We start from the raw sequence: 24,778 nt of genomic DNA on the forward strand, positions 1-24,778 counted from the left end.
AGCCTGCTTTCCAAAAAATCCGGCATCAGGCCGGATCGACCGCAACGGTCTGATTTTCGCTCAAGCCCTCCGGCCGCACCAGGGCCAGCAATTGGGTGGCGGCGGCCTGCTCGGCGGCGCGTTTGGAGCGGCCGGTGCCGCTGCGGGCCGGATAGCCCTCGACCGCCGCCTCGACCTCGAAGACCGGATCGTGCGGCGGGCCTTCGCTGCGGACGACGCGGTAGCGCGGCAGGTTGAGTCCCGCGGCCTGCGCCCATTCCTGCAAGGCGGTCTTGGCATCCTGGGGTGGGGCAAGGTCGGCGGTCATCATCGGCCGCCAATACCCTTCGACGAAACGCCGCGCCGCCTCGACACCGCCATCGAGATAGAGCGCCCCGATGATGGCTTCACAGGCATCGGCCAGGGTCGCCGGATTCTCGCGACCGCCGCTTTCCTCCTCGCCTTTGGAAAGGACCAGGAAGCGGCCGAGAGCGATCGACTGCGCCACCTGGGCAAGCCCGTCCTGGCGCACGAGCGCGGCAAGGCGCTTGGCCAGCGCCCCCTCATCCTCCTCCGGAAAGGCAGCGAACAGCATTTCCGCGACGATCAGGCCCAGCACCCGGTCACCCAGGAACTCGAGCCGCTGATTGTCGGCGACCCTGGCGTCGGCCGCGGATTTGGCCGTGCGGCGCACGCGCTTGGTCCGGTTGCGCCCGGTGGCGCTGGGATGCGTGATGGCCGTTTCCAGCAGTTCCGGCCGCGCGAAGGCATGACCGAGAACCGAGGTAAGCTCCGCTGTCGGGGCCGCCTTGGCCACCCCTTACTCCACGAGATCGCCCAGGCGCCGCCAGCGCAGGGCCGTCACCCAGGTGAGCGGGTTGGTGAGCTTCAAGGTGTTGTCATAGGACCAGAACAGGATCTTGGCCGGACCGATCAGATTTTCCGCCGGCACGAAACCGACATTGCCGAGCTGGGCCGCCTCGGTCACCCGCGCATTGACGTCATAAGGGGTCAAGCCGCTCAGCACGCGGCTGTCGCTCGACGAATCGCGGTTGTCGCCCATCATGAAATAATGGCCCTGCGGCACCACATAGACCGGCGTGTTGTCGAGCTCGCCCTGGTCGGCGCGCGTCTCGATGATGCGGTGGCTGACGCCGCCCGGCAGCGTTTCGATGTATTGCGGCGAGGCGAGGCCGTTATCGTTGTTGACGAAATCCTCGATCCGCTCGCGCTTGACGGCCGCGCCGTTGATATAGAGCAGGCCTTCCTTGACCTGGACCGTGTCGCCCGGCAGACCGATGAGGCGCTTGATGAAATCGGTCTGCGGCTCACCCGGCGGACGGAAGACGATGACATCGCCGCGCTCGGGCTTGTCCTCCCAGATGCGCCCTTCCAGGGGCACTATTCCCCAGGGAAAGGAGAAGCGGCTATAGCCATAGGCCGTCTTCGAAACGAACAGGTAATCGCCGATGAGCAAGGTCGGGATCATCGAACCCGATGGAATGCTGAAGGGCTCATAGGCGAAGGTGCGGATCACCACGGCGATCACGGCGGCCCAGGCTATGGTCTTGACGGTCTCGACGATCTGGCTGGGCTCGGTCTCTGTCTTGCGCGCCATGGTGGATAAAACGGCCTCTTTGGGACGGAATCGGGTGGGGCGTGAGGCATGCCCTTGCAGCATGCTTTTCGGGCGGATCAAGCCAGCCATACCCTTCAAAGTCAAGGCTTTCAGCCGCCTTTCCGGCCGCGATGACATGATTTTAGCGAGCTTTTCCGCTGGTTTAGGTGGATGACCCCTCTCCCCGGTCGGAGAAGGCCGACATTCGTCGGCTGTGGGGCGAGGGACTCCTCGACGTTATTTCGGAGGGGCCGGCAGGGCTGAAATGATCACAATGGCCTGCGCCAGGGGGAAATCGTCGGTGATGGTAAGGTCGATCTGCGCCACCATGCCCGGGGGCGTGATCTCCTCGAGCCGGCGCAAGGCCCCGTTGGTGAGCTTCAGGGTCGGCTTCCCGCTGGGCAGGTTGACCACACCCATATCCTTCATGAAGACCTGGTCGCGAAAGCCGGTGCCCAAGGCCTTGGAACAGGCCTCCTTGGCGGCAAAGCGCTTGGCGTAAGACGCCGCCCGCTGCGCCCTTCGGTCGGATTTCTTCTGCTCCACCTCGGTAAAGACGCGCTGAATGAAGCGGTCGCCGAACCGCTCGATGGATTTCTCGATGCGCCGGATATCGATGAGATCGTTGCCGATGCCCAGGATCATGCAGCGGCTCGGTCCAATCCCTCCCCCTTCAGGGGGAGGGCAAGTAGGGGCATGGGTGGTGTTTGACGCAGGCCGAGACTGAAACTGGCCCCCCTCCCGGCCTCCCCCCTGAAGGTGGGAGGCGAAATGATCGCATCTTGAGACATAGGTCTATCCCCGTGCCCGGTCGACCGAATTGACCGACGGCGTCGCCCGCAGAGCGGCGATGATATTGGAAAGATGCTTCAGATCCTTCACCTCGACATCGACGATGATCTCGAAGAAATCGGTGGACCGGTTGATGATCTTCAAATTCGAGATATTGCCAAGATTCTTGCCGATGACGGTGGTGAGCGACCCCAGACTGCCCGGCTGGTTGGCAATCACCACATCCAGGCGGCCGGTATGCTGATCGATCGCGTTCTTATCCTGGTCCCAGGCGACGTCGAGCCAGCGTTCCGGCGTATCGGCAAAGCTCTCCAGCGTCTCGCAATCGATCGTGTGGATGGTGACGCCCTTGCCGGTGGTGACGATGCCGACGATGCGGTCGCCGGGCAGCGGGTGGCAGCAGCCGGCAAAATGCATCGCCATCCCCGGAATGAGACCGCGGATCGGAATGGCGTGGCCGGCCTTGCCCTTCTTGCCGTCGCGCTTCAGCGGCACGACCTTGTCGCCGGGCGCCTGCGTCTTGTTGCCGGGGAAGATCGCGTTGACGACTTCGCGGGCACCCACCAGCCCTTCGCCGACCTGCGTCACCAGGTCTTCGACCTCGTCCGCCTTGAACTTCTTGAGGACGCCCTCGACGGCTTTTTCCGTGTACTCATAGCCGGCATGGGCGAATTCCTTCTGCAGCATCGCCCGGCCGAGTTCCATGTATTGCGCGCGCTGCTGCGTGCGGATGAAGCGGCGGATGCAGGCGCGGGCCTTGCCCGTGACGACGAAGCGCTCCCAGGCCGGCGATGGGGTCTGCGCCTTTGAATTGACGATCGCCACCTGGTCGCCATTCTGCAGCTCGGTCCGGAGCGGCATGATGCGGCCGTTGATCTTGGCGCCGACACAAGTGTCGCCCACTTCCGAATGCACCGCATAGGCGAAATCGACCGGCGTCGCCCCGCGCGGCAGCGCGATGAGATCGCCCTTCGGGGTGAAGCAGAAGACCTGGTCCTGGAACATCTCCAGCTTGGTATGCTCGAGGAATTCCTCCGGCCCCGAAGCATGTTCGAGAATGTCCAAGAGCTCGCGCAGCCAGCGATATTGCCTGCCGTCGATCTTGGTGGCCCCCTGCTTGTAACCCCAATGCGCCGCCACCCCCATTTCGGCGATTTCATGCATGTTGTCGGTGCGGATCTGCACTTCGATGCGCATGCGCTGCGGGCCGATGATGCCGGTATGGAGCGACTGATAATTGTTGGGCTTGGGAGTCGAGATGTAATCCTTGAAGCGGCCCGGGATCATCGAATATTTGCCGTGGAGCGCCCCCAGCGCCTGGTAGCACTGGCCGATATCCTTGACCATCACGCGGAACGCCATGATGTCCGAGAGCTGCTCGAACTCCATGCGTTTCTTCTGCATCTTGCGCCAGATCGAATAGGGCGTCTTTTCGCGCCCCGAAACCTCGGCTTGCAGGTCGGCATCCTTCATCGTCTTCTGCAATTCGGCGATGATCTTGGTGCAGATATCGGCGCCCTGTTCGCGCAAATAGGAGAGCCGCTGCATGATCGACTGGTAGGCATCGGCGTTGAGTTCGGCGAAGGCCAGGTTTTCAAGCTCGTCCTTCAACTGATGCATGCCCATGCGCTCGGCCAGCGGCGCATAGATTTCCATCGTCTCGGCGGCGATGCGCCGGCGCTTGTCCGCATTCTTGATGAAGTGCAGCGTCTGCATGTTGTGCAGCCGGTCGGCGAGCTTCACCAGCAGCACGCGGATATCGTTGGACATGGCCAGCACCAGCTTGCGGAAATTCTCCGCATGCTTGGTATTGTCGGATTGCAGTTCCAGGCGCGAGAGCTTGGTGACGCCGTCGACCAGCTGCGCCACCTCGCCGCCGAACATGTCCTGGACCTGTTCGAGGGTTGCGTCGGTATCCTCGACCGTGTCGTGGAGGAGGCCGGTGGCGATGGAAGCGGAATCGAGCTTGAGGCGGGTCAGGATTTCGGCAACGCCCAGCGGATGCGAAAAATAAGGATCGCCCGAGGCGCGCGCCTGGGAGCCATGCGCCTTCATCGAAAAAACATAGGCGCGGTTGAGGAGATCCTCATCCGCGCCCGGATCGTAAGATTTCACCCGCTCGACCAGTTCGAATTGCCGGATCATGCGGTCCTCGATGTACCTCTCGCCGCTTCCGCGGCCTTACCTACATGCGGGTGAAACCAATCCTTTCCCTTGTTCAGGAAGAAGGTAACTGATGACAGGAATGCCGGATCAGTTGCCGTCATCGGCCTCCGAGGCATCCTCGAACTCGCCGTCGATGGCCATGTCGGCTTCTTCGGCTTCGTCGTCGGAAATCTGCGCCTGCTGCATTTCGGCAAGAAGATCGCCAGCGCCGGTGCCAAAGCCGGTGCCTTCTTCCTCCGGCTCGTCATTCTCGACATGGCGCTGCAGGCCGGTGATGAGATTGTCGGTCAGCTGGGCGAGGACGACGGTTTCGTCCGCAATCTCGCGCAGGGCCACGACCGGATTCTTGTCATTGTCGCGATCGACGGTGATCTGGGCACCAGCCGACACTTCGCGCGCCCGCTGGGCGGCCAGCATGACCAACTCGAACCGGTTCGGGATTTTTTCAACGCAATCTTCGACTGTTACGCGCGCCATTTTCGATAATCTCCAGGAATTCGCCTAATTGCCTGAACCTACTATATTGATTTTGGGGGTTCAAGCGATGGGGCCGGGCAGGCATCATGCCGCAGGCGCATGGCGGCGGGCCTCGCTGCAACCGGCGCCGCAAGCGCCTCAAAGCAAACGGATTTCCTGCCCCGCCGGCAAGGCCCCGATCAGCGCCGCCACGGAAAGGCCGCTCACCGGATGGCGCCAATGCGGCGCGATCGCCTGCAGCGGCAGAAGGACGAAGGCCCGCTGCTGCATTCTGGGATGCGGCAGCAGGGGCGTCCCCACCGTCGCCACCAGCCCGCCATAGTCCACGATATCGAGGTCGAGCGGCCGGGCCGCATTGGCGACCGAGCGGATACGGCCGCTGGCTGCTTCGAGCCGCTGCAGCAGCCCGAGCAGATCGGCAGGAGACAGATCCGTCGCCACCTCGACCACCCCGTTCACATACCAGGGCTGATCGGGGGCTGCCGGCACGGGCGCGGATTCGTACCAGGGCGAACGGCGGCGGATCGTTATGCCGGCTGACGCCAAGTCGGCCAGCGCCTTCTCCAAGGTGGCAGCCGGACTGCCCGCCTCGCTCGGCAGATTTGCGCCCAACCCGATATATATGCATTCAGCCATGCTGCTTTTTCCGACTTCCGCCATCTCCTGCGCTGGAGGCGCCGGCGGTCTCATTAAACCTTGCGAGTTCCCGGCCATCGGCACTAAGGTCCGCGACGGACATCAGAGTACCGGGCACCTCATACAGGCGCCGGCGCACCCGACCAACATAGTTTTCAGTCATATTCCCGACGAGGTTCAATATGCCACTTCGCTTTTACGCCCAGGAACGGGTCGGTCTCTTCATCGATGGCGCCAACCTCCATGCCGCCGCCCGGGCGCTGGGTTTCGACATCGACTATAAGCGCCTGCTGAAGCACTTCCAGGAGCAGTGCCGTCTCATCCGCGCCTTCTATTACACGGCGCTAGTCGAGGACCAGGAATATTCGCCGCTCCGGCCCCTGGTCGATTGGCTCGACTATAACGGCTTCACCATGGTGACCAAGCCCACCAAGGAATTCACCGACGCCATGGGAAGGCGCAAGATCAAGGGCAACATGGATATCGAGCTGGCGATCGATGTCCTGGAAATGTCGGCGCATCTCGACCATGTCGTCTTGTTCTCGGGCGATGGCGATTTCCGCCGCCTGGTCGAAGCGGTACAGCGGCGGGGTGTCCGTGTTTCCGTCGTCTCGACCGTGCGCTCCAACCCGCCGATGGTGGCCGACGAATTGCGCCGCCAGGCCGACATGTTCGTCGAGCTCGAGGAACTGTCGTCGGTCGTGGCGCGCGCGCACAATCCGCGCACGACAGGCCCGCGCGATGCGGCCCGCGACCCCGGCCGCGAGCAACCGCTGCGCGATGCGCAGCCGGACGACGAACCCGGCAACGTCTGATTCGCTCATGCCAGCCATCGCCCAACCCGGGCATGATTGCCAGCTCTGTCCGCGTCTTGCCGATTTCCGCGCCGAGAACCGGAAGAAGCTGCCAGACTATTTCAACGCGCCTGTCCCGGCCTTCGGCGACGCGCATCCCAGGTTTCTCATCATCGGCCTCGCCCCCGGCCTTCACGGCGCCAACAGGACCGGCCGCCCCTTCACCGGAGACTGGGCGGGGGATCTGCTCTTCGGCACATTGCTGGAATTGAACCTCGCGACCGGGACCTACGATGAACGGCCCGATGACGGCCTGACGCTCACGGGCTGCCGCATCGTCAACGGCGTGCGCTGCGTGCCGCCGCAGAACAAGCCGACACCGGCCGAGATCAAGACCTGCAATGCGTTCCTCAAGGCCGAGATCCTGGCCTCGCCCGCGCGCTGCTATCTCGCCTTGGGCGCCATCGCCCATGACGCGGCGCTGCAGGCCCTGGGCGAGAAACGCAGCGCCTTCAAATTCGGCCACAACCGCCGCCACGATCTAAGCGGCGGCCGCATCCTCATCGATAGCTATCACTGCTCACGCTACAACACGAACACCGGCGTGCTGACACCAGCGATGTTCCGCGAGGCGATGGCGCAGGTGAAGGCGGCAGCCGGCCTCTGACACCCCCTCACCCTGACCCTCTCCCGCGCGGGGAGAGGGAATGAACTGATGATTATTCGCGCGCTTTTTCGAAACTGAAGGCTATTGCACGCTGCGCACAAGCCCCTCTCCCCGCGCGGGAGAGGGTTAGGGTGAGGGGGATGTCGATGACGGAGCAGCGATCCCGCCGCGCCGCCTTCAATCCCCGCCGCGGTTGCGCACCAGGCGTGCCTGGTCGCGTTTCCAGTCGCGTTCCTTGATGGCGGCGCGCTTGTCGACCTGGCGGCGGCCCTTGGCGATGCCCAATTGGCATTTGGCGCGGCCGCGTTCGTTGAAATAGATCGAGAGCGGCACCACGGTGATACCCTCGCGCTGGGTGGCGCCGATCAGTTTCGACACTTCGCGCTTCTTCAGCAGCAGCTTGCGCGGGCGGCCCGGCTCGTGATTGAAGCGGTTGGCCGCTTCATATTCCGGAAAATGCGCATTGAGCAGCCAGAACTCCCCATCGCGTTCGGCGGCGAAGGCTTCGTTGATGCTGCAGCGGCCCAGGCGCAGCGACTTCACCTCCGACCCCATCAGCTGGAGGCCGGCTTCCATCGTGTCCGTGATCGCATAATCGTGCCGGGCCTTTCTGTTCTGCGCGGCAAAGCGATTGGTCGAGATATCTCGCGCCATGATGTCTTACTGGCCGATGAGGCCCGCCTTCTTCAATGCGGCCTCGACCTTCTGCTTGGAGGCATCGGAAATGGGCGCCAGCGGCAGGCGCAGATCCGGCTGGATATGGCCCATGATGGAGAGCGCATACTTCACCGGCCCCGGACTGGTCTCGCAGAACATCGCATCGTTGACCGGCATCAGCCGCTCGTTGATTTCCATGGCCTTCTTAAGGTCGCCCTTGCGCCAGGCGGCATGCATCGCGGCGGTGAGCTTGGGCGCCACGTTCGAGGTCACGGAAATGCACCCCACCCCGCCCTGCGCCAGGAACGGCAGCGCCGTCGCATCCTCGCCGGAGAGCTGGCAGAAATCGGCGCCGATGGCAATGCGCGTGCGCGCCGGACGTGCGAGGTCCGCCGTTGCATCCTTGACCCCGATCACGCGCGGCAGCTCGGCGCAGCGCTTCATCGTGTCGATCGACATGTCGACGGCACTTCTGGGCGGCACGTTGTAGATGATGATCGGCAGGTTGGTGGCGTCGTGGATCGCCTTGTAATGCTGGAACTGCCCTTCCGGCGTGGGGCGGTTGTAGTAGGGCAGCACGATGAGGGCCGCATCCGCGCCGGCCTTTTCGGCATGGCGGGTAAGATCGATCGCCTCCTGGGTCGAGTTCGAGCCAGTGCCGGCGATGACCGGAACGCGGTCCTTGGCCACCTCGATCGCCAGTTCCACGATGCGGTGATGCTCTTCGTGGCTCACCGTCGGGCATTCGCCGGTCGTACCCACGGGAACGACGCCGTCGATGCCTTCCTTGATCTGCCAGTCGACGAATTTCTGGAACGCAGCCTCGTCCACCGCGCCGTTGCGGAATGGGGTGACCAAAGCGGTCATCGAACCCTTGAACATGTCTGGCTCCATCAAGTCGGCCCGGCGCATCTTTTGGCGGCCCGGGCGGTTACATAGCGGCCCGGGAAAATAGCGACAGGCCGAAGCCGCCGCAAGCGTTCTGCCGAGAAACCCGACGAATCGCCGCCTGTGGTATTTTGGCGGCACTTAACCCGATTATGTCAGGTGCTGCATCAATGTGTGATCCCCAACACATTGAATCCATTGAGCGAGGCTGGCTCTCCTCATACAATGCTGTGCCGGCGGACATCGAGTCGCGGCCCTTCCGAGCGAGGAAATGACCCACATCTCTCTGCCTTTCCACCCGATGAACGCTCTCCGCGGCTTCAGTGGCGGATCGCGAATTCGCGCGTTCGGGCGATTCGTCCAGTCGCGCCTGCTTTGGCTGGCGCTCCTGTCGGTCCTCGTTATATCGGCGCTCCATCGCCCCGGCTTCGCCGACGAAGCCCCGCTCAGCGCCAAGGACAAGAAGCTTTTCCAGCAGGCTTTCCAGGCGATCGAAAAGGACCGCTGGAAGGAAGCGCGGCGCCTTGCCGATCTGGCCAAGGATCCGCTGCTGGCCAAGGTCGTGCAATGGCTGGACCTCACGCGCCCCGGCCCCGGCCGCTCCTTCGACGAGATGGCCCGGTTCCTCAAGAACAATCCCGACTGGCCACTGCGCGACACGCTGACCGCGCAGGCCGAGCGGGCCATGCCGGCCGTCTATCCGACGGCCTCGGTCCTTGCCTGGTTCGGTGAACGCCCGCCGCTCACCGCCGACGGCGCGATCAAGCTGCTGGGCGCCCTGCGGGCCGACCGGCAGTTCGACCGGGCGAAGAATGTGGCCCGCGTGGCCTGGACGACCGAGAATTTCTCCAAGGAGCAGGAGAACACCTTCATCCTCCGCTTCGGCGACATGATCACCATGGCCGATCATGTCGTGCGGCTCGACAATCTGCTGTGGGAAGACGAGCGCGACCAGGCCGTGCGCATGTTGAAGCGCGTCGATGCCGGGCACGCCGCCTTGGCCAGCGCACGCATGCGCCTGCAGGACAAGAAGATCTCGCCCGAAGCCGCCAGCGGCCTGGTGCCGCTGCCGCTGCGCGACGATCCGGGCCTCATCTACGAAATGGCGCGCGCCTGGCGAAAGCAGGGCAAGATCGATCGGGCCCTGCAGCTGCTCGATCCGCCGCCCGCGCAGGTCGCGCGGCCGGATTTGATGTGGGACGAGCTTTACCGCGCCTCGCGCGAATTGCTCGGCAATGGCGATGTCAGTGCCGCCTATCGCCTGGCGGCGGCCCACAATGCCGATACCGGCGATGCTCTGGTCGAGGGCGAATGGTTTGCCGGCTGGATCGCCCTGCGCTATCTCGACGAACCGGATGTGGCGCTGAAGCATTTCACCAATCTCTATAACGGCGCCAAGTCGATCATCAGCAAGACCCGGGCCGCCTATTGGAACGGCCGCGCCGCCGAAGCCAAGGGAGACATGGCGGCGGCCACCGATTGGTATCGCAATGCCGCCAAGAATCTGAGCGTCTATTACGGTCAGTTGGCTGCCGCGCGGCTCACCGACCCGAAGCATCTGGTGCTGGACAGCGGCGTGCGCCCGGATGCCGCGGAGAAGGCCGCCTTCGCCAAGCGCGAAATGACGCGCGTCGTGCTGCTGCTGGGAAAGATCGGCGAGGCCGACCGCGTGCGCCCCTTCATCATGACCATGACGAACCGCGCCACGAAAGCGACTGACTATGTCCTGCTGGCGAGCCTTGCCAAGTCCGTGAAGCGCGACGACCTCGCCATCGCCGTCGCCAAGGAAGCGCGCCAGAAGGGCTTCGAACTCGCCGAATACCTCTTTCCCACCATCAAGCTGCCGCCCGGCAACGCACCGGAACCGGCGCTGGTGCTGGCGATCATCAAGCAGGAAAGCGCCTTCGACGCCAGAATCAGCTCGCCCGCGGGCGCCAAGGGACTGATGCAGCTGATGCCCTCGACCGCGCGGCCGCTCGCCAAGGAGCTGGGGGTCAAGAAGCTGCAGGAGAAAAAACTGACCAGCGACCCGGCCTTCAATGTGCGTCTGGGCCGGCTATACCTGGAAAAGCTGATCGACCGCTTCGGCGGTTCCTACATCATGGCCGTGGCGGCCTACAATGCCGGCCCCAGCCGGGTGCGCGATTGGACCATCCTTTACGGCGATCCGCGCTCGGCCGATACGGATGCGATCGACTGGGTCGAGAACATCCCGTTCGACGAGACGCGGAACTACGTACAGCGCGTGATGGAAAACCTGCAGATCTACCGCAGCCGCCTGTCGCAGAACGGCGCACAGATCGCGCTTGAGGACGATCTCAACCGTCCTGCGATCAATTAAGGGGGGGGGAAGGTTGAGTGGACCGAAATTCGCGGCCAGCGCCGTCGATGTGCGCGCCGCCGCCGACCGCCTCAAGGGACGCGCGGTCGAGACGCCCCTCCTCGACTATCCGCTGATCGGCGAAAGACTGGGCTTCCGCCTGCTCATCAAGGCCGAGACGCTGCAGCTTACCGGCTCGTTCAAGTTCCGGGGAGCCTGCAACCGGCTGCTGGCGGCCAAGACAGCGGATCCCACCCTGCGCGCCGTCGTCGCCTTTTCCTCGGGCAATCACGCGCAAGGTGTTGCGGCGGCCGCGAAGCTGCTGGGACTCAAGGCCACCATCGTCATGCCGGCGGATGCGCCGTCGATCAAGGTCGCCAACACCAGGAGTTACGGTGCCGAAGTGGTGTCGTATCGACGCCACGGCGAGGACCGGGAAGCCATTGCCCGTGCGATCGCGGCGCGCGATGGCGGGCTGATCGTGCCGCCTTACGACGACCCGTTCGTCATCGCCGGCCAGGGCACGGTGGGGCTCGAGATTTGCGCCCAGTCGGCGGCGCTCAACGCCAAGCCGGACGTCGTGCTGGCGCCCTGCAGCGGCGGCGGCCTGATTGCGGGCATCGCCTTGGCGGTGAAGGAGCAGCATCCGCAGGCGGCGATCTATGCCGCGGAGCCGGTGGGCTTCGACGATCTCAGCCGCTCGCTGGCGGCTGGCGAGCGCATCGGCAATCAGCCCAAGGCCCCCTCGATCTGCGATGCGCTGATGGCGGAGAAGCCGGGCGCCTTGACCTTTCCCATCCACCGGCAGCTGCTCGCCGGCGCACGCGTCGTGAGCGACGACGCCGTGCTCGATGCGATGAATTTCGCGCTGCGCCACCTGAAGCTGGTGGTCGAGCCTGGTGGCGCCGCGGCCCTGGCGGCGGCACTGGCGATGCGCGGTGATCTCGCGGGCAGAACTGTCGTCGTCGTCTGTTCCGGCGGCAATGCCGACCCGGAAATGATCAAGCGGGCCACCGACAGGGACGACCCGCTTGATGGAATGACCGGATAGCACCCGGATAGGGCAAGGAATCAGGCCGTCGCGGCCTTCTTCTCCGTCACGACTTCCTTGGCGGCGGCCGGCTCGACCGTGGTTGCCACGGCTGTCACCGGATGCGTATCGGTGCGGCGGCACATGCCTTCCAGATAAGCGCCCTGCTCGATGGCCAGGGATTTGTGGAGAATGTCGCCGGTCACCCGCGCCGTCTTCTCCAGGACCACCATGTCGGCGCGAACCTCGCCGTTCACCAGGCCGCAGATGCGCACGGATTCCGCCTGCAGGCCGCCCTGGACCGTGGCGCCTTCGCCGATGGTGATGTTGCGGCTCTGAATGTCGCCTTCGACCCAGCCGTCGATCTGCACGTCGCCGCTGCAGACGAGATCGCCGGTGATGCGCAGATCGGCACTGATGATGGACGGAATGCCGGCCTTCACGCTGGGCCGGGGACTGTCATGTACCGTTGCCGGTTGCCCAGACTTGTTAACCTTTGAAAACATAGCGACCTGCCTTGAGAAAGCCCATGGGATCGAGCGGTTTATCGTTGTAACGCACTTCGTAGTGGCAATGGGGGCCGGACGACCGCCCGGACGAACCGAGCTTGCCGACCAGCTGCCGATAGTCCACCACATCCCCGACCTTCACGGCAACCGAATCCAGATGGGCATAAAGCGTATGTATGCCAAGACCATGGTCGATTTCCACGACCCGGCCGTAATTTCCCTTCCAGCCCGCATGGATCACGGTGCCCGGTGCCGTCGCCAGCACGTCCGAGCGCAGGGTCCCCACCATATCGAGGCCCTCATGCCGCGCCCGCGCACCGTTGAACGGGTCGACGCGGGCACCGAAGCCGCTGGAAATGTAATAATGGTCGACGGGTGCCGCCAGCGGCACCGAGCGCAGCACGACCTGCATCTTCTCCCAGCGCGCCACTTCGTCGTCGAGCGTCGCGACATTGGCAAGCAGCTTCTGCTCGGTCTCGTCGGCGCCGGTCGCGGGATCGGGCAGGAACGGACCGCCCTTGCCGATGCCGTTCTGCTCGGCGGCGGAGATCATGTGCTCCACATCGAGTCCGGTCATCTCAAGGGTCTTCTCCATCTCCTCGAGACTGTTGCGCGTGCGCTCGGTGACGGAGGCCACGAAATTGGCCTGGCTTTCCTGGATCGACGCCACCTTGTCGCGCAGCTCGTCGATGGTACGGCCCATGTCCGAGCGGCCGAGCTGCAGCGCGTTGCGCTGGCTGATGACGGTGCCCAGCGCCAGCTTGGTCTGGGCGACCTGGCGCGTCAGGTCGGCATTGTTGGCTTGCGCCATCTGCAGCTCGCTTTGCAGCGACCCCACCTTGGCGGTGAGGCTGGCGACCTGCTCGGTTGCCGCCTGGTGATCGCGCCGCAGGGTATTGAGACGGCCGGTGAGATCCGCTACCTGATTGGCGAGATTCCCGTTGCTCTGCCGGCTCTGATCCAGCAGGGCCGTCAGCTCGTCGCGCTCGGCCGCCATGCGCCGGCGATCACCTTCGATATCGCGGATTTCCGACTTGAGATCGGCGATCTGATTGGTGAGCGACTGGTTGCGTGCGGCGATCCGCTTCAGATCGCTGTCGAAGGCGAGCAGCCGATTCTTCAGCGCCTCGCGCAGCTTGGCGCGCAGCGGGTCTTCGCCGACCTTCGCATTGCTGGCGACAGCGCCGTCGAGCGGCGCCGGTCCTTCGATCTGCGTGGCGATCGAACGCAATCCGTCGCGCATCCCGGCATTCTCGCCCGAGAGGCCCAGCAGATAAGCCTCATCGTCACCGAGCTTCCCGGTGCTGCCCTTGAACTGGTCGAAATAGTCTGCGACCTCGGCGAGGAGGCCGGTATAGGCCCCTTCCGCCTCGCGCACGGCGATGTCGCGGCCGTGCAGCGTCACCTGCTGCATGGCAAGGCCGATCGACGTTGCCAGCGACAGCACGGCGATCCCGCCCAGCAGGGTCGCGCCGACCAGCTGGCTGCGCGTGGAGAGGCGCACATACTTGATTTTGCCATCGCTGCGCACGATGAGTTCGCGCGGCGAGAAATGCTTCGAAAGGGACGCAGCAAGACGCGGCCCGACATGACGGAGTGACAATTTCTTAGGACTTCTTCCGGTTACCACGATCCCATCCCCACGGTAGGACGCTCATTTGACCCTAGCCGCCTCTCCAGCAAAGACCGCCCGCTTTACCCCTCGGACGATCGCCGCTGAACGGCGCGTGACACTTACCGGACCAAGTGATCTTGGCCCCCCTGACGACCCCTCGAAGCCAAACTTCCCTGCGTCGAGCAATCGTTAATTTATTATTATCGGAGGTAACTTAGGCGGACCGAAAAGACGACGCAAGTCGAATCAATTCGATAGCGGACCCGTACGCCGATCTGTCACAGATACGTCTTATTTTTCAATATCTTAATGGAAATTTTCGAAAATTCTCATACCTTGCGGAAATGTGACTCCACGTATCGCACGGCCAGAGCGACGGCATCGGCAATACTTAATATTTGTGTGTCGATGACGAGTTCCGGCGCGGCCGGAGCCTCATAGGGCGCGCCGATTCCGGTGAAATCGGCAATCTTGCCGGTGCGGGCCTTCTGATAGAGGCCCTTGGGGTCGCGGCCTTCGCAGGTCGCGAGGTCCGCCTTGACATAGATTTCGTGGAACGAGGTCGTGCTGCCTTCGGCCTGAACGTGCATGGCTGCCTTCCGGGCGCGATCGCGGTCGCTGCGATAAGGCGAGATGAATGCCGTGATGACGATCTGGCCGGATTCGGCGAAGAGGGCGGCTACTTCGCCGATGCGGCGGATATTCTCAGCGCGATCTTCCGGCGAGAATCCCAGATTGGCGCTGAGCCCTCGGCGCACATTGTCGCCGTCCAGAACGAAAACATGAAAGCCGCGGCGGAACAGCTCCTGTTCCAGCGCCATGGCGACAGTCGACTTGCCTGCACCGGAAAGTCCCGTCAGCCACAGGACGCCGCCCGGATGGCCGTTGCGCAATGCCCGCTGTGCGGTGGTGACGCCGTGCGCCACTTCCGTCAGATTGCTGGAGCGCACGGTGACCAGGCGCCGCTGGTCGGGATAGCCGTCGAGCGAGATCGTGCCGCCGGCCAGGATGTTCCGTCCGTCGGAAAGAACGAAGCGCCCCGTCTTCGGATTGGCCTCGACCGGATCGAGCGCCAGCAAGGCCGGCGAGCGCAGCACTACTTCGGCGATATCGTTACGCTCGACGGCATCGCCGGCGCGCGAGGTGAAGGTTTCCGGATCGTAGATGCACTCGATACTCTCGACCAGGGCGGTCACGTCGCGGGTCTGCAGGCGCAGGCGGTAATTCTGACCCAATTGCAGGGGCGTCTTGGCAAGCCAGAACAGCTTGGCCCTGAAGACATTGGTCTCGACCGGCGCCGCTTCGACATGGCTGGCGATTTCGCCGCGCTCGATGAACAGCTGCTCGTCGAGCGTGATGCCGACCGACCGACCGGCCTCGGCGGAGTTGCGGGCCGGTGCCGACCAGGCCTCGATCGAGGCGATCTTCGCGGTCTTGTTGCTGGGCGAGAAGAGAAGCGTGTCGCCGACGGACAGGGAACCGCTGGCAATGCGGCCAGCCAGGATGCGCCGGTCGTCGAACTTGTAGATGTCCTGGATCGGCAGCCGCAGCGGCAGGGCGGAAAGGGGCGCCGTCGGCTTGGAACTGTCGAGCGCCTCGACCAGCGTCGGTCCCTGATACCAGGACATGCGCGCCGAGCGGTTGACGATATTGTCGCCGTCGCGTGCGGCGATCGGAATGATATAGTTGGCCGTAATTCCCAGCGAGGCCAGATAGCCGCTATATTCCCGGGCAATCTCGGCGAACCGCTCTTCGCGGAAATCGGCCAGGTCCATCTTGTTGACCAGTACGGCGATCTGCTTCACCCCCAGGAGATTGAGCAGAAAGGCATGCAGGCGCGATTGCTGCTGAATCCCCTGCCCCGCGTCGATCAGCATCAGGGCCGCTTCCGCGCTGGACGCGCCGGTGATCATGTTCTTGATGAACTCGCGGTGCCCCGGAGCATCTATGATCGTATAGTCGCGCATCTTGGTCCTGAACCAGATCTGCGCGGTGTCGATGGTGATGCCCTGGTCGCGCTCGGATTGGAACGCATCCATCAGGAATGCCCATTCGAACGGCATGCCGCGCCGTTCGCACATGGCCTTGATAGCCTCGAACTTGCCTTCGGGCAACGAACCGGTGTCGTGAAACAACCGGCCCACCAGGGTCGATTTGCCATGGTCGACATGGCCGACGATGACGATGCGCATCAGCTCGCGCGCATTCTGCAATTCGGTGCTCATCACATGTACCCGGCAGCACGCAGACGCTCGAACGCGTCTTCCGTTTCCCGGTCCATGGCGCGGCCGGCCCGCTCGGGCGTGCGCGTCGCCTCAAGCTCGGCGATGATCTCGGCAATCGTCGCGGCCTCGCTGTCGACCGGCGAGGTGATGTCGTGATCGCCCAGCGACCGGTAGCGCTTCCCATTCCTGGCAAAATAGAGCTCGACCATGGGAATGCCCTCGCGCTCGATATAGCGCCAGATGTCGAGTTCCGTCCAGGACAGCAGCGGATGCACCCTGAGATGCGTGCCGACCGGCAGGTCGGTGTTGAAATAGTCCCAGAATTCCGGCGGCTGATCGCGGAAATCCCAGGCGCCGCTTTCGCCACGCGGACTGAAGACGCGCTCCTTGGCGCGCACACTCTCCTCGTCGCGGCGGATGCCGGCGATGATGCCGGTGAAGCCGTATTTGGCGATGGTATCGCGCAGGCCCAGTGTCTTGCGTGCGGCCGAACGCGCAGCCGGCGGCAATGTCGGATCCGTGGCTTCGACCGGCGGGCATCTGTCGACGATCAGGTTGAGGCCCCATTCTTCGGCGTAGCGCTCCCGGAACAGGTACATTTCCGGAAATTTCTTCTCGGTATCGATATGCATCACCGGAAACGGCACATGACCGAAAAACGCCTTGCGCGCCAGCCAGACCATGACATTGCTGTCTTTGCCCAGCGACCAAAGCATGCCGAGCTTGTCGATGCGGTTGAAAGCCTCGCGCAGAATATAGACGCTCTGCGCTTCCAGCTGGTCGAGATGATCCATGACGAAGCGTGACTGCCCTTGCGAGATGACTGCCGATTTCGCTCCGTCATTATAGGATGTCGCGGGGCCAGGCAACATTCCCCGCAACCAGAGGCGCGATTTGCCTCACCCCGCCAGCTTTTCGCGCAAGGCCGCGAATGCGCGGCGCCTGGCTTCCTCGGCCAGGCGCAAATCGCTGTCGGTGACAGCCTCGCCCGCCTTGGCCTTGGCGGCCAGGGCGCCCAGCTGGGCCAGATAGGGCGCCAGCGCGGCCACGCCCTGGATGATGATGGCGACGGTCGCGGCGTTCATTGAGCGTCTCCATTCGTGACGACGACGAGCGGCTTGAGCCCGTCGAGCTGCGTCTCAGCGGCCCCGATCTGGCTTTCGGCGACGGCAGGGAGGCCGGCGCGCAGGGCATCCCCGGCACTGTCCAGCGACAATGCGACCGCATCCAGTCCTTGCGCGATGAGAACGGCGCGCGGGCTGCCGGGCACGATGGCCCGCGCCTCGGTGACGCTGCCGAGCCCTTGCGCCAGGCTGCCCGCCAGCAGATTCGCCGCCGTCAGGCGAGCCCACAGGTTGCTTTCGCTCGATTGGGTGCCGCAGCCGACTGCCAATGCCATGGACAGTATCAGGCCCGCGATACCGGCCCATTTCCGCATCGTCCGATTCGTTCTCATGCTCCCGCTCCTTCGGTTGAATCGCCATCGCCCCTGGCCGGCAGATTTGGCACGTAATAGACGACGATCCCGACGATCAGCGACACCAGGGCAAGTTCGGCGCTGTCGGGCATCGCGACATGCAAGCCGCTCCACAGCGCGTCGGCCAGGACACCGACGAGCCACTCAGCCAATGGTGCCGCGATGGCCGCGGCCCAGGCCTTGTTGATCGAACCGATGGCGGCGGCACTCTTGCCAATGGCCGAGAAGTTGTTCGCCGCGCTCATGACGCCCCCAATTCGACGAATTTTGTGAACCAGCCGGCGCTGGCGCCGGAAAGCCCGCACAGGACGACCAGGGCACCGATCGTCAGCCAGCGCAGCCTCTGCAGTTCTTCGATCCGGTCGCCCAGGCGCGCCACTGCGTGTTCAAGTTTTTCAACACTGGCCTGCAAGCGGCCAATGGCCTGGGATGTCTCATGCAATCCGCCCATATCGCCCTCACCATCCGGTTTCAAAATTGTAGCTGTCGATGTCGGCGGCGATCGTCATGGCGCGCACGGCGTCGACATGCACCCATTTCACCTGCCGCAGACGGAACACTTCCGCCTTGGCCGCTTCGGCCATGGCGATCATGCTCTCTGGTGTCGCCAGGGACAGGAAGGTGTTGTCGGCCATGCGCCACGCGAAATCGGCCGGCCACGGCACGCCGCTTTCCAGCGCCCAGCGCGCTTCATTGCCCATCGCCGTCAGATTGGCCTGGTCCTGCTCGCGTATCTGCAGCACCTTGCCACCATGGGCGAGCCCGGCCGCCAATGCCTGCTGGTAGCGCCGCGCGATCGCCGACAAGATAGTTTCACGCGATGACTCCGCCGGCCGGACCCAGATGGATCCGTTCCATCTCTGGGCACCGGCATCATCGGGCGCAATGCCGACCGGCGTACCCGCGAACGGGCTGAGTTCGATCGGGCCATCGTAGCTACCAATGCTCTTGCCCGAAGGATCGACGTAATAATGCTGCATGTTCAGCCTCGTATGTCCTTGCAATAGAAAACGAGCCGCCAGTTGGCCAGCACCATGGCGACGCCGCTTCCGCTGCTTTTGTTCGCAATGTTGGGTGGATAGGTCTGGTTTATTGTCCCCGCGGCGTTGACCGCGTCTACGTGCAAGGCAGCGCCATAGGTCCAGATGACGGCGTTGTAATCGATCTCGTCACCAACGGCCCAATTGGCTTCGCTGGTCTTGCACCGGAAGACGACGCGCAGATGGTTCGGCTTCACCCCAAGCCCATGCGCAACGGAGATGGCCGTCGCCAGCGCCATTGTCTGCTCCGCACTTTCGAACGAATAGCTGCCGCTGACAGTGCGCCAGGCGCTGCCGTCGCAACGCAGAAGGACTGCGTCACCGGGTCGCAACAGCCGCGTCGCCAACCCATCCAGCGTCTCCGATCCGTTGGGGTCGATGGTGATGTCGCCGCTCGCCGCCGAATTCCGCACGGCGACGATGCCGCCATTGCCGGCCGTTGCTGCGGCAAGCAGCGAGAATGTGGCGCCAGCGGCGGTGAAGTTGATCTCGCTGCCTTTGTCGGTCGCCAGCATGGCATAGGCGGCGCTCTTTGCGCTGACCGGCAGGCTGAAGCCGCCACTTTGCCCGAACCATGCAGGCGGCGCGGTGACACAGCGCCAATTGCCATCGCCTTCGCTGCGGAAACGCGCCACGTCGCCGGCCGTGACGATGACATTACCGCCACCGGGCAGGATGAAGCTGACGGCGTTGTGCGAAAGGGTAAGGTCGGCCGCGAACCGAAGTTCCACCTCGGCGCCGGCCGGCTCGCCCGCCCACAGGCCGGCGATCGTGCTGGTTCCGGTCACGAGGTGATAGCCGCCCAGATTTGCATCGACCGGCTTGGCGAGCGTTGCCGCGCTGGCGATGTCGCCGCCCTTGCGCCACAACGCCGCCAGCCCCTGCGGCGTCACCGATTCCGACGCCGTCACGCCTTCCCGCGTCGCGACGACGCTGGCATGGATGGTGGCGCCCGACGGGATGTTCTTGTTCTCCAGGCCCGATAGATCGCTTTTCCAGCCCAGGAGCTTCTCCGCATCCGGATCTGGCAACGTCACATTGGTGACCGGGCTGGTCGGGCTGAGGACGGCGGCGCGCCCCAGCTTGTCGTCGAGTTCCTGGACCAGGGCCGTCAGCCGATCGAGCGCGCGCTCGTGCGTTTCGGCCGGAAATGGATCGTTCGGCGTGTAATCGATCGTCTGCGTGCGGTGGGTGCGCCGCGAGATGGTCCAGCTTCTGGCGGCACCCGGCGGCGCTACCGCCGTCACCGTGCCGGTGGCGCCGCCGCCGCCGGCAACCGTGTAGTCCGTTGCCAGAACCTTGAGCGTCTCGGCGCCGCTTTCCAGGCTGCGTTCGATAACGTCGATTTCATCGGCACCGAAAAAGCTGAAAGGGACGGCAAACGACAAAGTCGACCCGTCGCCCGCATATGTCACGCGGGCGATCGTCGTGGATATGGTCATGTGGGAATTCCCTTCAGACAGTCAGCCGGTAGTGGGTTTGGGCGTCCTTTTCCGCCGCGATCCAGGAACCCAGGGCCGGCCTCACTTCCGGCCGCGCCAGGGGCAGCCAGGCGGCAAAGCCCTGCCCGGCCATGAACTCGGCCAGGCGTCCGCCGACATTTTCCTGCGCCAGTGGCGGCAAGGTTGCCCGCGAACCACCCAGCTGGGCATGGCTGCCTTCGATCTCCAGCGTCAGTTCCGCAAGTGCCGTCAATTGCGGTGCCACGGACCGCACAGCCTGCTCGATCGCCTCGACCAGAACCAGGCGCTTCTCCAGCAGGTCGCCGTGCCGTGCAACCGCCTGCTGGCGCGCCGACGTTGCAAGCCTGGCTTCGCCGGCCGCGATTTCTTCGCCGGCGCGGACCAGCCCCTCGGCGATCGTCGCCCTGTCGAACTCCAGCGCATGTTCCTGCACGGCGACCTGCGCGATGCGCATCTGCGCCTGCTTGTCCCCGGTCGCCGCGGCAAGCGCCAATTCCTGCCGCTGGCCGGCAAGGCTCGCGCGTTCCACCTCGATCTCGCCCTGCTTCGACACAAGGCCGGCGGCACATTGGCGCCATTCCGCAAGAGTGCGCGGCGTCGGCTGACGCATATTGTTCCCGGTGGCGCCCTTCATCGGCCGCCTCCCGCCACGGGATCCATCTCGGCGATCACGGCAAGGGTGCGGATGAGCCAAGCATCGTTGCCAAGACCCGTGCCGCTGAGCAGTTCCCCCAGTTCCTCGGCGCCGCCGCATTTTTCGATCAGCGCCTGTGCGGCCGCGACCTTGCGCGGATAGTCTGGTCCCCATTCCTGGGCAAGCTCGGCCTCGGTCCGGCGCGCGCGCTCCTCGACATTCGGGTCTTCCGCGCAAAGATGCCGGCAATAAGCCTGCACGATGCCGCTCACCGCCCCTTGCGGCAAGCCGGCCCGATGGAACCATTGCCGCGCCTTGGCCTCCAGCGCCGCATCGCGGTCGAGCGGCGCCGGCACCGCGATCTGATAGCCGTCGGGATCGAGTGGCGCGCGCATCGCGCCGGCAAGATCGTCCTGCCGGGCGATGGGTCGGTCTGGCGGTGTTTGCATACCGCGCGCCGCGAGAACCTCGCGCATGGCGTCATCAAGTGATTTGGGCTGTGTCACGATTCTTTCTCCCAGGGTTTAAGTGAGATGATGTTGGTGCCGAGCGAACTCGTCGTCGAAAGCTGGTCGAGTACGGATCGGCGCCGGCGGAAGCGCGCCTCGCGTTCCTTGGCGCGCGCTCCTTCGGTCTGGCCGAACCTTGCCCAGCGCGCCTCCACATCGTCTTCGCGCGCGGCATCGAGCAGCACGTCGGTCGCCGAGCCTTCCGTGGTGACGCCGCCCTTCAGATAGGCGGCGCGCCGTTTCGATTGCTCGCGCGCGGCCTGCTGGCGCAATTGGCGCTCCTGCTCGGCGCCTTGGGCGCGGGCGACTTTTGCCTCGCGTTCAAGTTCGCGGCTCTCATGGTTTGCCTGCTGCGCATCCGTCGCCATCTTGACGCCGGTCGAAACGATCATCGACGCGGCCATTGCAGCCGCAGTTGTGCACATGTCATCCATCCATCGTTGTCAGTTGCGGGATGAGGGCGACCACCGTGCAGGGCAACGGCTGCTCCTGCAGCACCGATATGATCGCGCGATTGTCCCAGCCCTTGGGGAAGGCGACGAACTTGTCGCCGGTGAAGAGCGGCGGGCTTTGATCCATCGCCGTCTGCGCGGCCCGGAAGACGATGTCCTCGGTGCCGCCGGACTCGGCGCCCACGCGCATGCCCAGGCTATCGTTGAGGCGCACGATTACCCGGTGGATGCGCCGGCTCTTGCCCTGTGCCACGCCATCCATGGCACCCGCCTCGATATCCATCGTGGTCAGCCGGCTGGTATAGCCGAGCCCGACATGGGCGAAGGCAACCGGCCTTTCCAGATTGACGCTGCCGTCGCCGGCGACCACGCAATCGGGATGCGTCGCGCCGTCGGCCAGGATCGTGACCGTTTCTCCCACCAGGTGATCCAGCCCTTGAATGACGCTGGCGCTCAGCGACCAGCTGCCTGCGGCGATGCCGGCAAGCGAGGGGAACGGCGCGACGATGGATGCCGCGATCTCGCTGGCGCCGACATAGTCCGTGATCAGCGCCCGCGCCACGTAATAGCCCGTGCCGGACGGCGCCGGATAGGAATGCTGGATCTCCCGCCCAACATCGCCCGGCGCGAAAAGCGCGCTGGCGGCCGTGAAGGCGACGCCGGTGCTGCCGGCAAGGGTGGCGCCGGTGCCGGGCGTTATCTGTGCGTCCCCCGCGCCGTCATAGGTTAATCCGCTGTCGACGAAGAAGGCGCCTTTCTTGTCGAACGCGTCTTCCGGGGTGAAGGCGCCGGCCATGCGTTCGACCGAGCGCTTGGCCACACCGCCGATTTGCCGCTCGACCGCCAGCCAGGCTTCATCCTGTCCTTGGCCCGGAATGCAGGCCACGGACAGAATCTTTGCACCATTGCCGGCAATGCGGTGCTGATGCCAGCCGACGACATCCTGCCCGCGCATGTAAGTCAGGCCCAGCAGCACACCGTCCTCACGCACCACCCAGACGATGGACCAGGGCTCGGCCTGATAGGCGATCTCCTTGATGCCCTTCTGCGTCAGGTGCCGCGCCAGCAGGCTCAGTTCCGGCGAATTGAAGGCATCGTTCTCGAAGCTGTAGGCCATCTCGTAGATCTTGCGACCGGCCCGCTGCACATAGAGAACCGCGGCACCGATGCGCTCGGGCCTTATGTCGGCGCTGCCATTGGTGGTCTCGCGCCGCACCGTCACATTGCTCGGCGTCAGCGCTTCGTTGAGCGAGCTCGCGGTCAGATTGAACTCGCCACCCGTCGTTCCCAGGGCCAATGTCTTGCCCGCACTCATCCAGCGGATGGCATTTACCCGATCGTCGGCGATGGTGAAGTTCAGCGCATGATCGTCCTTCGTCACCCCGTCCGTTCCAGTCGGAGTGAAACTCTCATAAGCGCCCGCGACCGAGGCCCAAAGCGTCTGCGGCTGCAGCTTCGAATTGGCGAGAAACAGCCGCTCTTCGTGAAAGGTGACGGCGCTGGGCCAGCCGGTCCCGGGCGACCAGGCGCCGAGCCGCCAGCTGGTCACCGCGCCGGTACCGCCAAAGGCGCTCTTGATGTCGATCTTGACCTGCGTGGCGCTGGTATAAGTGACGATCCTGCCCCAGCCCCAGCTGCTGGCATGCTTGATGCGCACCAGGCGGCCGATATCCTCCGCCACGAACAGGCTGGCAGAGGCGGTGAGCGTCACATTGCTGCCACTCGCCGCCGCCGGCGCCAGGGTGACGACACCGACATTCTCGTCGAGATAGGGCCCGTCCTGAAAGTCGATTTCAGCCAGCGACCAGCTGGTGTGCCCGCTGCGCGCCAGCTTGCGCGGTGCAAATCCTGGATGCGTCAGATAGAGCACGTCGGCCGACTGCGCCCATTTCAGCCCGGCAAGATCGGCCACGCCGTATGGGGTCGCGATTTCATAGGCCACGCCCGGCGCGGTCTCGATGCGCCCGCCATTCATGTAGAAGCGGAAATATCCGGCACCTGCCTCGATGATATAGGCCTGTTCGGTCGAGAATTCGAACGGGACAAGGCGCACGATGCCGTCATCCTTGGTGTGGGCGATGAACTGGGTACCTGGCCGCCGCGTCGCCGGCCCCTGGGCCAGCAGCACGAAATTCTCGATCCGCCGGCAGGCATTGCGGTACTTGTCGAGATCGATGCGGCCACGGAGTTCAGGCGACCATTCGCCGGCGTTGAAAGTCGAGAGCAGATGCGATGCGCGCGCCATGGTGTCAGCTCCGCGCCGCCAGCCAGGCATCGACCACCAGGTCGCTGGTCCCGCCTTCCTGTGCATCGATCGCCTTCGCCTCGGCAAGGATGCCGCGCAGATAGTCCCGCGCCGCCTCGATGCGCGATCCGCTTTCGGTGAGGTTGCCGGCAAGGTGCACGGCGAGCTTGGCCGCGACCGCCTCGGCCAGCAGCGGATCGTAACTCGCGACATCGACGATGCGGCCGATATAAAGGACGTCGAGCGGCGCCGCGTAATCGGTCAGGATCCGGCGTCCTTCGACACGGTAGTCCGTGCCGTCATCGACCTCGAGCAACCGCAGGCAGAAAGCCGGCTCCGGCCCCTGCGGCAGTTGGAACTGATAGAGATAGCCCCAGGCCGGCTGCTCGGCGAGGGCCGGCAGGCGCGCGCGGCGCAAGGCGGCGTTCCAGGGATAGAGCCGCAGGACGGAATCCGCCGACGGTTCGAAATTGCGCTGGCACAGATTGGCCGCCTTGGTGCCGTCCTCCAGCGAAATGATCGGATCGGCACCCAGCAGATCGAGGGCGCGGTTGCAGATCGAAACGGTCGAAATGGCCATGGTGG

27 protein-coding genes are annotated in these 24,778 nt (G+C 64.4%); 4 read left to right on the top strand and 23 right to left on the bottom strand.

Features of this window, described 5'->3' with window-relative positions; translation table 11 throughout:
* Window positions 1-25: 25 nt before the first annotated feature.
* From rnc to folK, 6 genes are all read right to left on the bottom strand, one after another.
* A complete protein-coding gene (gene rnc, locus ACE3TY_RS19405; RefSeq protein ID WP_374656071.1) occupies window positions 26-796 on the bottom strand; it encodes a ribonuclease III in 771 nt (256 codons plus the stop codon).
* 3 nt (window positions 797-799) lie between these two features.
* Window positions 800-1,597, bottom strand: coding sequence for a signal peptidase I (gene lepB / locus ACE3TY_RS19410; protein WP_374656072.1), 798 nt, complete (start codon window positions 1,595-1,597; stop codon window positions 800-802).
* 237 nt (window positions 1,598-1,834) lie between these two features.
* Complete coding sequence (gene acpS / locus ACE3TY_RS19415) at window positions 1,835-2,242, bottom strand: holo-ACP synthase (RefSeq protein WP_374656073.1); 408 nt, start codon at window positions 2,240-2,242, stop codon at window positions 1,835-1,837.
* Between the two features lie 150 nt (window positions 2,243-2,392).
* Window positions 2,393-4,534: a bifunctional (p)ppGpp synthetase/guanosine-3',5'-bis(diphosphate) 3'-pyrophosphohydrolase gene (locus ACE3TY_RS19420; RefSeq protein WP_374656074.1), complete on the bottom strand. Its 2,142-nt coding sequence runs from the start codon at window positions 4,532-4,534 to the stop codon at window positions 2,393-2,395.
* Between the two features lie 108 nt (window positions 4,535-4,642).
* Entirely contained in the window at window positions 4,643-5,032 is a 390-nt protein-coding gene (gene rpoZ, locus ACE3TY_RS19425; RefSeq protein WP_374656076.1) for a DNA-directed RNA polymerase subunit omega, read from the bottom strand.
* Between the two features lie 138 nt (window positions 5,033-5,170).
* Window positions 5,171-5,668 (bottom strand): 2-amino-4-hydroxy-6-hydroxymethyldihydropteridine diphosphokinase, encoded by a 498-nt coding sequence (gene folK / locus ACE3TY_RS19430; protein WP_374656078.1) that lies wholly within the window; start codon window positions 5,666-5,668, stop codon window positions 5,171-5,173.
* Window positions 5,669-5,850: 182 nt separating this feature from the next.
* Here folK and ACE3TY_RS19435 point away from each other — a divergent pair, with 182 nt between their 5' ends.
* Window positions 5,851-6,483 (top strand): NYN domain-containing protein, encoded by a 633-nt coding sequence (locus ACE3TY_RS19435; RefSeq protein ID WP_374656080.1) that lies wholly within the window; start codon window positions 5,851-5,853, stop codon window positions 6,481-6,483.
* 7 nt (window positions 6,484-6,490) lie between these two features.
* Entirely contained in the window at window positions 6,491-7,129 is a 639-nt protein-coding gene (locus ACE3TY_RS19440; RefSeq protein ID WP_374656082.1) for a uracil-DNA glycosylase, read from the top strand.
* A gap of 177 nt (window positions 7,130-7,306) precedes the next feature.
* On the opposite strand, the gene smpB is transcribed toward ACE3TY_RS19440, so the two are convergent.
* Together smpB and dapA are read right to left on the bottom strand one after the other, a co-directional pair.
* On the bottom strand, window positions 7,307-7,783 hold the full coding sequence (gene smpB, locus ACE3TY_RS19445) for an SsrA-binding protein SmpB (protein WP_374656084.1): 477 nt from the start codon (window positions 7,781-7,783) through the stop codon (window positions 7,307-7,309).
* 6 nt (window positions 7,784-7,789) lie between these two features.
* Window positions 7,790-8,668, bottom strand: coding sequence for a 4-hydroxy-tetrahydrodipicolinate synthase (gene dapA / locus ACE3TY_RS19450; protein ID WP_374656086.1), 879 nt, complete (start codon window positions 8,666-8,668; stop codon window positions 7,790-7,792).
* A 277-nt stretch (window positions 8,669-8,945) separates the two neighbouring features.
* Here dapA and ACE3TY_RS19455 point away from each other — a divergent pair, with 277 nt between their 5' ends.
* On the top strand, window positions 8,946-11,015 hold the full coding sequence (locus ACE3TY_RS19455) for a lytic transglycosylase domain-containing protein (protein ID WP_374656088.1): 2,070 nt from the start codon (window positions 8,946-8,948) through the stop codon (window positions 11,013-11,015).
* 13 nt (window positions 11,016-11,028) lie between these two features.
* Window positions 11,029-12,045 carry a threonine/serine dehydratase gene (locus ACE3TY_RS19460; RefSeq protein ID WP_374656090.1) on the top strand — a complete coding sequence of 339 codons (1,017 nt, stop codon included), beginning with the start codon at window positions 11,029-11,031 and terminating at the stop codon, window positions 12,043-12,045.
* Between the two features lie 20 nt (window positions 12,046-12,065).
* Here the strand turns inward: ACE3TY_RS19460 and ACE3TY_RS19465 are convergent, their stop codons facing one another.
* From ACE3TY_RS19465 to ACE3TY_RS19535, 15 genes are all read right to left on the bottom strand, one after another.
* A complete protein-coding gene (locus ACE3TY_RS19465) occupies window positions 12,066-12,530 on the bottom strand; it encodes a polymer-forming cytoskeletal protein (RefSeq protein WP_374656092.1) in 465 nt (154 codons plus the stop codon).
* Window positions 12,514-14,136, bottom strand: a complete 1,623-nt coding sequence (locus ACE3TY_RS19470; protein ID WP_374656094.1) for a peptidoglycan DD-metalloendopeptidase family protein — start codon at window positions 14,134-14,136, stop codon at window positions 12,514-12,516. Before ACE3TY_RS19470 ends, ACE3TY_RS19465 begins: the two co-directional genes overlap by 17 nt.
* 341 nt (window positions 14,137-14,477) lie before the next feature.
* Window positions 14,478-16,373: an adenylyl-sulfate kinase gene (gene cysC, locus ACE3TY_RS19475; RefSeq protein ID WP_374656096.1), complete on the bottom strand. Its 1,896-nt coding sequence runs from the start codon at window positions 16,371-16,373 to the stop codon at window positions 14,478-14,480.
* Window positions 16,373-17,167: a sulfate adenylyltransferase subunit CysD gene (gene cysD, locus ACE3TY_RS19480; RefSeq protein WP_374656182.1), complete on the bottom strand. Its 795-nt coding sequence runs from the start codon at window positions 17,165-17,167 to the stop codon at window positions 16,373-16,375. The genes cysC and cysD overlap by 1 nt, the downstream gene beginning before the upstream one ends.
* Window positions 17,168-17,272: 105 nt before the next feature.
* Window positions 17,273-17,458: a hypothetical protein gene (locus ACE3TY_RS19485; protein ID WP_374656098.1), complete on the bottom strand. Its 186-nt coding sequence runs from the start codon at window positions 17,456-17,458 to the stop codon at window positions 17,273-17,275.
* The gene (locus ACE3TY_RS19490; RefSeq protein ID WP_374656100.1) at window positions 17,455-17,829 is read right to left on the bottom strand and encodes a hypothetical protein; all 375 of its coding nucleotides are present in this window, start codon (window positions 17,827-17,829) and stop codon (window positions 17,455-17,457) included. The genes ACE3TY_RS19485 and ACE3TY_RS19490 overlap by 4 nt, the downstream gene beginning before the upstream one ends.
* Entirely contained in the window at window positions 17,826-18,095 is a 270-nt protein-coding gene (locus ACE3TY_RS19495) for a hypothetical protein (protein WP_374656102.1), read from the bottom strand. Before ACE3TY_RS19495 ends, ACE3TY_RS19490 begins: the two co-directional genes overlap by 4 nt.
* Entirely contained in the window at window positions 18,092-18,301 is a 210-nt protein-coding gene (locus ACE3TY_RS19500) for a hypothetical protein (protein WP_374656104.1), read from the bottom strand. Before ACE3TY_RS19500 ends, ACE3TY_RS19495 begins: the two co-directional genes overlap by 4 nt.
* Before the next feature lie 7 nt (window positions 18,302-18,308).
* Window positions 18,309-18,830, bottom strand: coding sequence for a hypothetical protein (locus ACE3TY_RS19505; protein WP_374656106.1), 522 nt, complete (start codon window positions 18,828-18,830; stop codon window positions 18,309-18,311).
* A gap of 2 nt (window positions 18,831-18,832) precedes the next feature.
* Complete coding sequence (locus tag ACE3TY_RS19510; RefSeq protein ID WP_374656108.1) at window positions 18,833-20,332, bottom strand: hypothetical protein; 1,500 nt, start codon at window positions 20,330-20,332, stop codon at window positions 18,833-18,835.
* Window positions 20,333-20,345: 13 nt separating this feature from the next.
* Window positions 20,346-20,987: a hypothetical protein gene (locus ACE3TY_RS19515; protein WP_374656110.1), complete on the bottom strand. Its 642-nt coding sequence runs from the start codon at window positions 20,985-20,987 to the stop codon at window positions 20,346-20,348.
* Window positions 20,984-21,493, bottom strand: coding sequence for a hypothetical protein (locus ACE3TY_RS19520; protein WP_374656112.1), 510 nt, complete (start codon window positions 21,491-21,493; stop codon window positions 20,984-20,986). The genes ACE3TY_RS19515 and ACE3TY_RS19520 overlap by 4 nt, the downstream gene beginning before the upstream one ends.
* Entirely contained in the window at window positions 21,490-21,921 is a 432-nt protein-coding gene (locus tag ACE3TY_RS19525; protein WP_374656114.1) for a hypothetical protein, read from the bottom strand. The genes ACE3TY_RS19520 and ACE3TY_RS19525 overlap by 4 nt, the downstream gene beginning before the upstream one ends.
* A gap of 1 nt (window position 21,922) precedes the next feature.
* On the bottom strand, window positions 21,923-24,193 hold the full coding sequence (locus ACE3TY_RS19530; protein WP_374656116.1) for a hypothetical protein: 2,271 nt from the start codon (window positions 24,191-24,193) through the stop codon (window positions 21,923-21,925).
* 4 nt (window positions 24,194-24,197) lie between these two features.
* A complete protein-coding gene (locus tag ACE3TY_RS19535) occupies window positions 24,198-24,773 on the bottom strand; it encodes a hypothetical protein (protein WP_374656118.1) in 576 nt (191 codons plus the stop codon).
* Between the last annotated feature and the right edge of the window lie 5 nt (window positions 24,774-24,778).

Source organism: Dongia sp., from assembly GCF_041918875.1.
In the GTDB taxonomy this organism is placed as follows: domain Bacteria; phylum Pseudomonadota; class Alphaproteobacteria; order Dongiales; family Dongiaceae; genus Dongia.

What these genes read in the sequence shown, in the direction of transcription:
- lepB (WP_374656072.1), bottom strand. Translation starts at nt 1,597, where the DNA reads ATGGCGCGCAAGACAGAGACCGAGCCCAGCCAGATCGTCGAGACCGTC.
- acpS (WP_374656073.1), bottom strand. Translation starts at nt 2,242, where the DNA reads ATGATCCTGGGCATCGGCAACGATCTCATCGATATCCGGCGCATCGAG.
- ACE3TY_RS19420 (WP_374656074.1), bottom strand. Translation starts at nt 4,534, where the DNA reads ATGATCCGGCAATTCGAACTGGTCGAGCGGGTGAAATCTTACGATCCG.
- rpoZ (WP_374656076.1), bottom strand. Translation starts at nt 5,032, where the DNA reads ATGGCGCGCGTAACAGTCGAAGATTGCGTTGAAAAAATCCCGAACCGG.
- folK (WP_374656078.1), bottom strand. Translation starts at nt 5,668, where the DNA reads ATGGCTGAATGCATATATATCGGGTTGGGCGCAAATCTGCCGAGCGAG.
- ACE3TY_RS19435 (WP_374656080.1), top strand. Translation starts at nt 5,851, where the DNA reads ATGCCACTTCGCTTTTACGCCCAGGAACGGGTCGGTCTCTTCATCGAT.
- ACE3TY_RS19440 (WP_374656082.1), top strand. Translation starts at nt 6,491, where the DNA reads ATGCCAGCCATCGCCCAACCCGGGCATGATTGCCAGCTCTGTCCGCGT.
- smpB (WP_374656084.1), bottom strand. Translation starts at nt 7,783, where the DNA reads ATGGCGCGAGATATCTCGACCAATCGCTTTGCCGCGCAGAACAGAAAG.
- dapA (WP_374656086.1), bottom strand. Translation starts at nt 8,668, where the DNA reads ATGTTCAAGGGTTCGATGACCGCTTTGGTCACCCCATTCCGCAACGGC.
- ACE3TY_RS19455 (WP_374656088.1), top strand. Translation starts at nt 8,946, where the DNA reads ATGACCCACATCTCTCTGCCTTTCCACCCGATGAACGCTCTCCGCGGC.
- ACE3TY_RS19465 (WP_374656092.1), bottom strand. Translation starts at nt 12,530, where the DNA reads ATGTTTTCAAAGGTTAACAAGTCTGGGCAACCGGCAACGGTACATGAC.
- cysC (WP_374656096.1), bottom strand. Translation starts at nt 16,373, where the DNA reads ATGAGCACCGAATTGCAGAATGCGCGCGAGCTGATGCGCATCGTCATC.
- cysD (WP_374656182.1), bottom strand. Translation starts at nt 17,167, where the DNA reads ATGGATCATCTCGACCAGCTGGAAGCGCAGAGCGTCTATATTCTGCGC.
- ACE3TY_RS19485 (WP_374656098.1), bottom strand. Translation starts at nt 17,458, where the DNA reads ATGAACGCCGCGACCGTCGCCATCATCATCCAGGGCGTGGCCGCGCTG.
- ACE3TY_RS19490 (WP_374656100.1), bottom strand. Translation starts at nt 17,829, where the DNA reads ATGAGAACGAATCGGACGATGCGGAAATGGGCCGGTATCGCGGGCCTG.
- ACE3TY_RS19495 (WP_374656102.1), bottom strand. Translation starts at nt 18,095, where the DNA reads ATGAGCGCGGCGAACAACTTCTCGGCCATTGGCAAGAGTGCCGCCGCC.
- ACE3TY_RS19500 (WP_374656104.1), bottom strand. Translation starts at nt 18,301, where the DNA reads ATGGGCGGATTGCATGAGACATCCCAGGCCATTGGCCGCTTGCAGGCC.
- ACE3TY_RS19505 (WP_374656106.1), bottom strand. Translation starts at nt 18,830, where the DNA reads ATGCAGCATTATTACGTCGATCCTTCGGGCAAGAGCATTGGTAGCTAC.
- ACE3TY_RS19510 (WP_374656108.1), bottom strand. Translation starts at nt 20,332, where the DNA reads ATGACCATATCCACGACGATCGCCCGCGTGACATATGCGGGCGACGGG.
- ACE3TY_RS19515 (WP_374656110.1), bottom strand. Translation starts at nt 20,987, where the DNA reads ATGAAGGGCGCCACCGGGAACAATATGCGTCAGCCGACGCCGCGCACT.
- ACE3TY_RS19525 (WP_374656114.1), bottom strand. Translation starts at nt 21,921, where the DNA reads ATGTGCACAACTGCGGCTGCAATGGCCGCGTCGATGATCGTTTCGACC.
- ACE3TY_RS19530 (WP_374656116.1), bottom strand. Translation starts at nt 24,193, where the DNA reads ATGGCGCGCGCATCGCATCTGCTCTCGACTTTCAACGCCGGCGAATGG.
- ACE3TY_RS19535 (WP_374656118.1), bottom strand. Translation starts at nt 24,773, where the DNA reads ATGGCCATTTCGACCGTTTCGATCTGCAACCGCGCCCTCGATCTGCTG.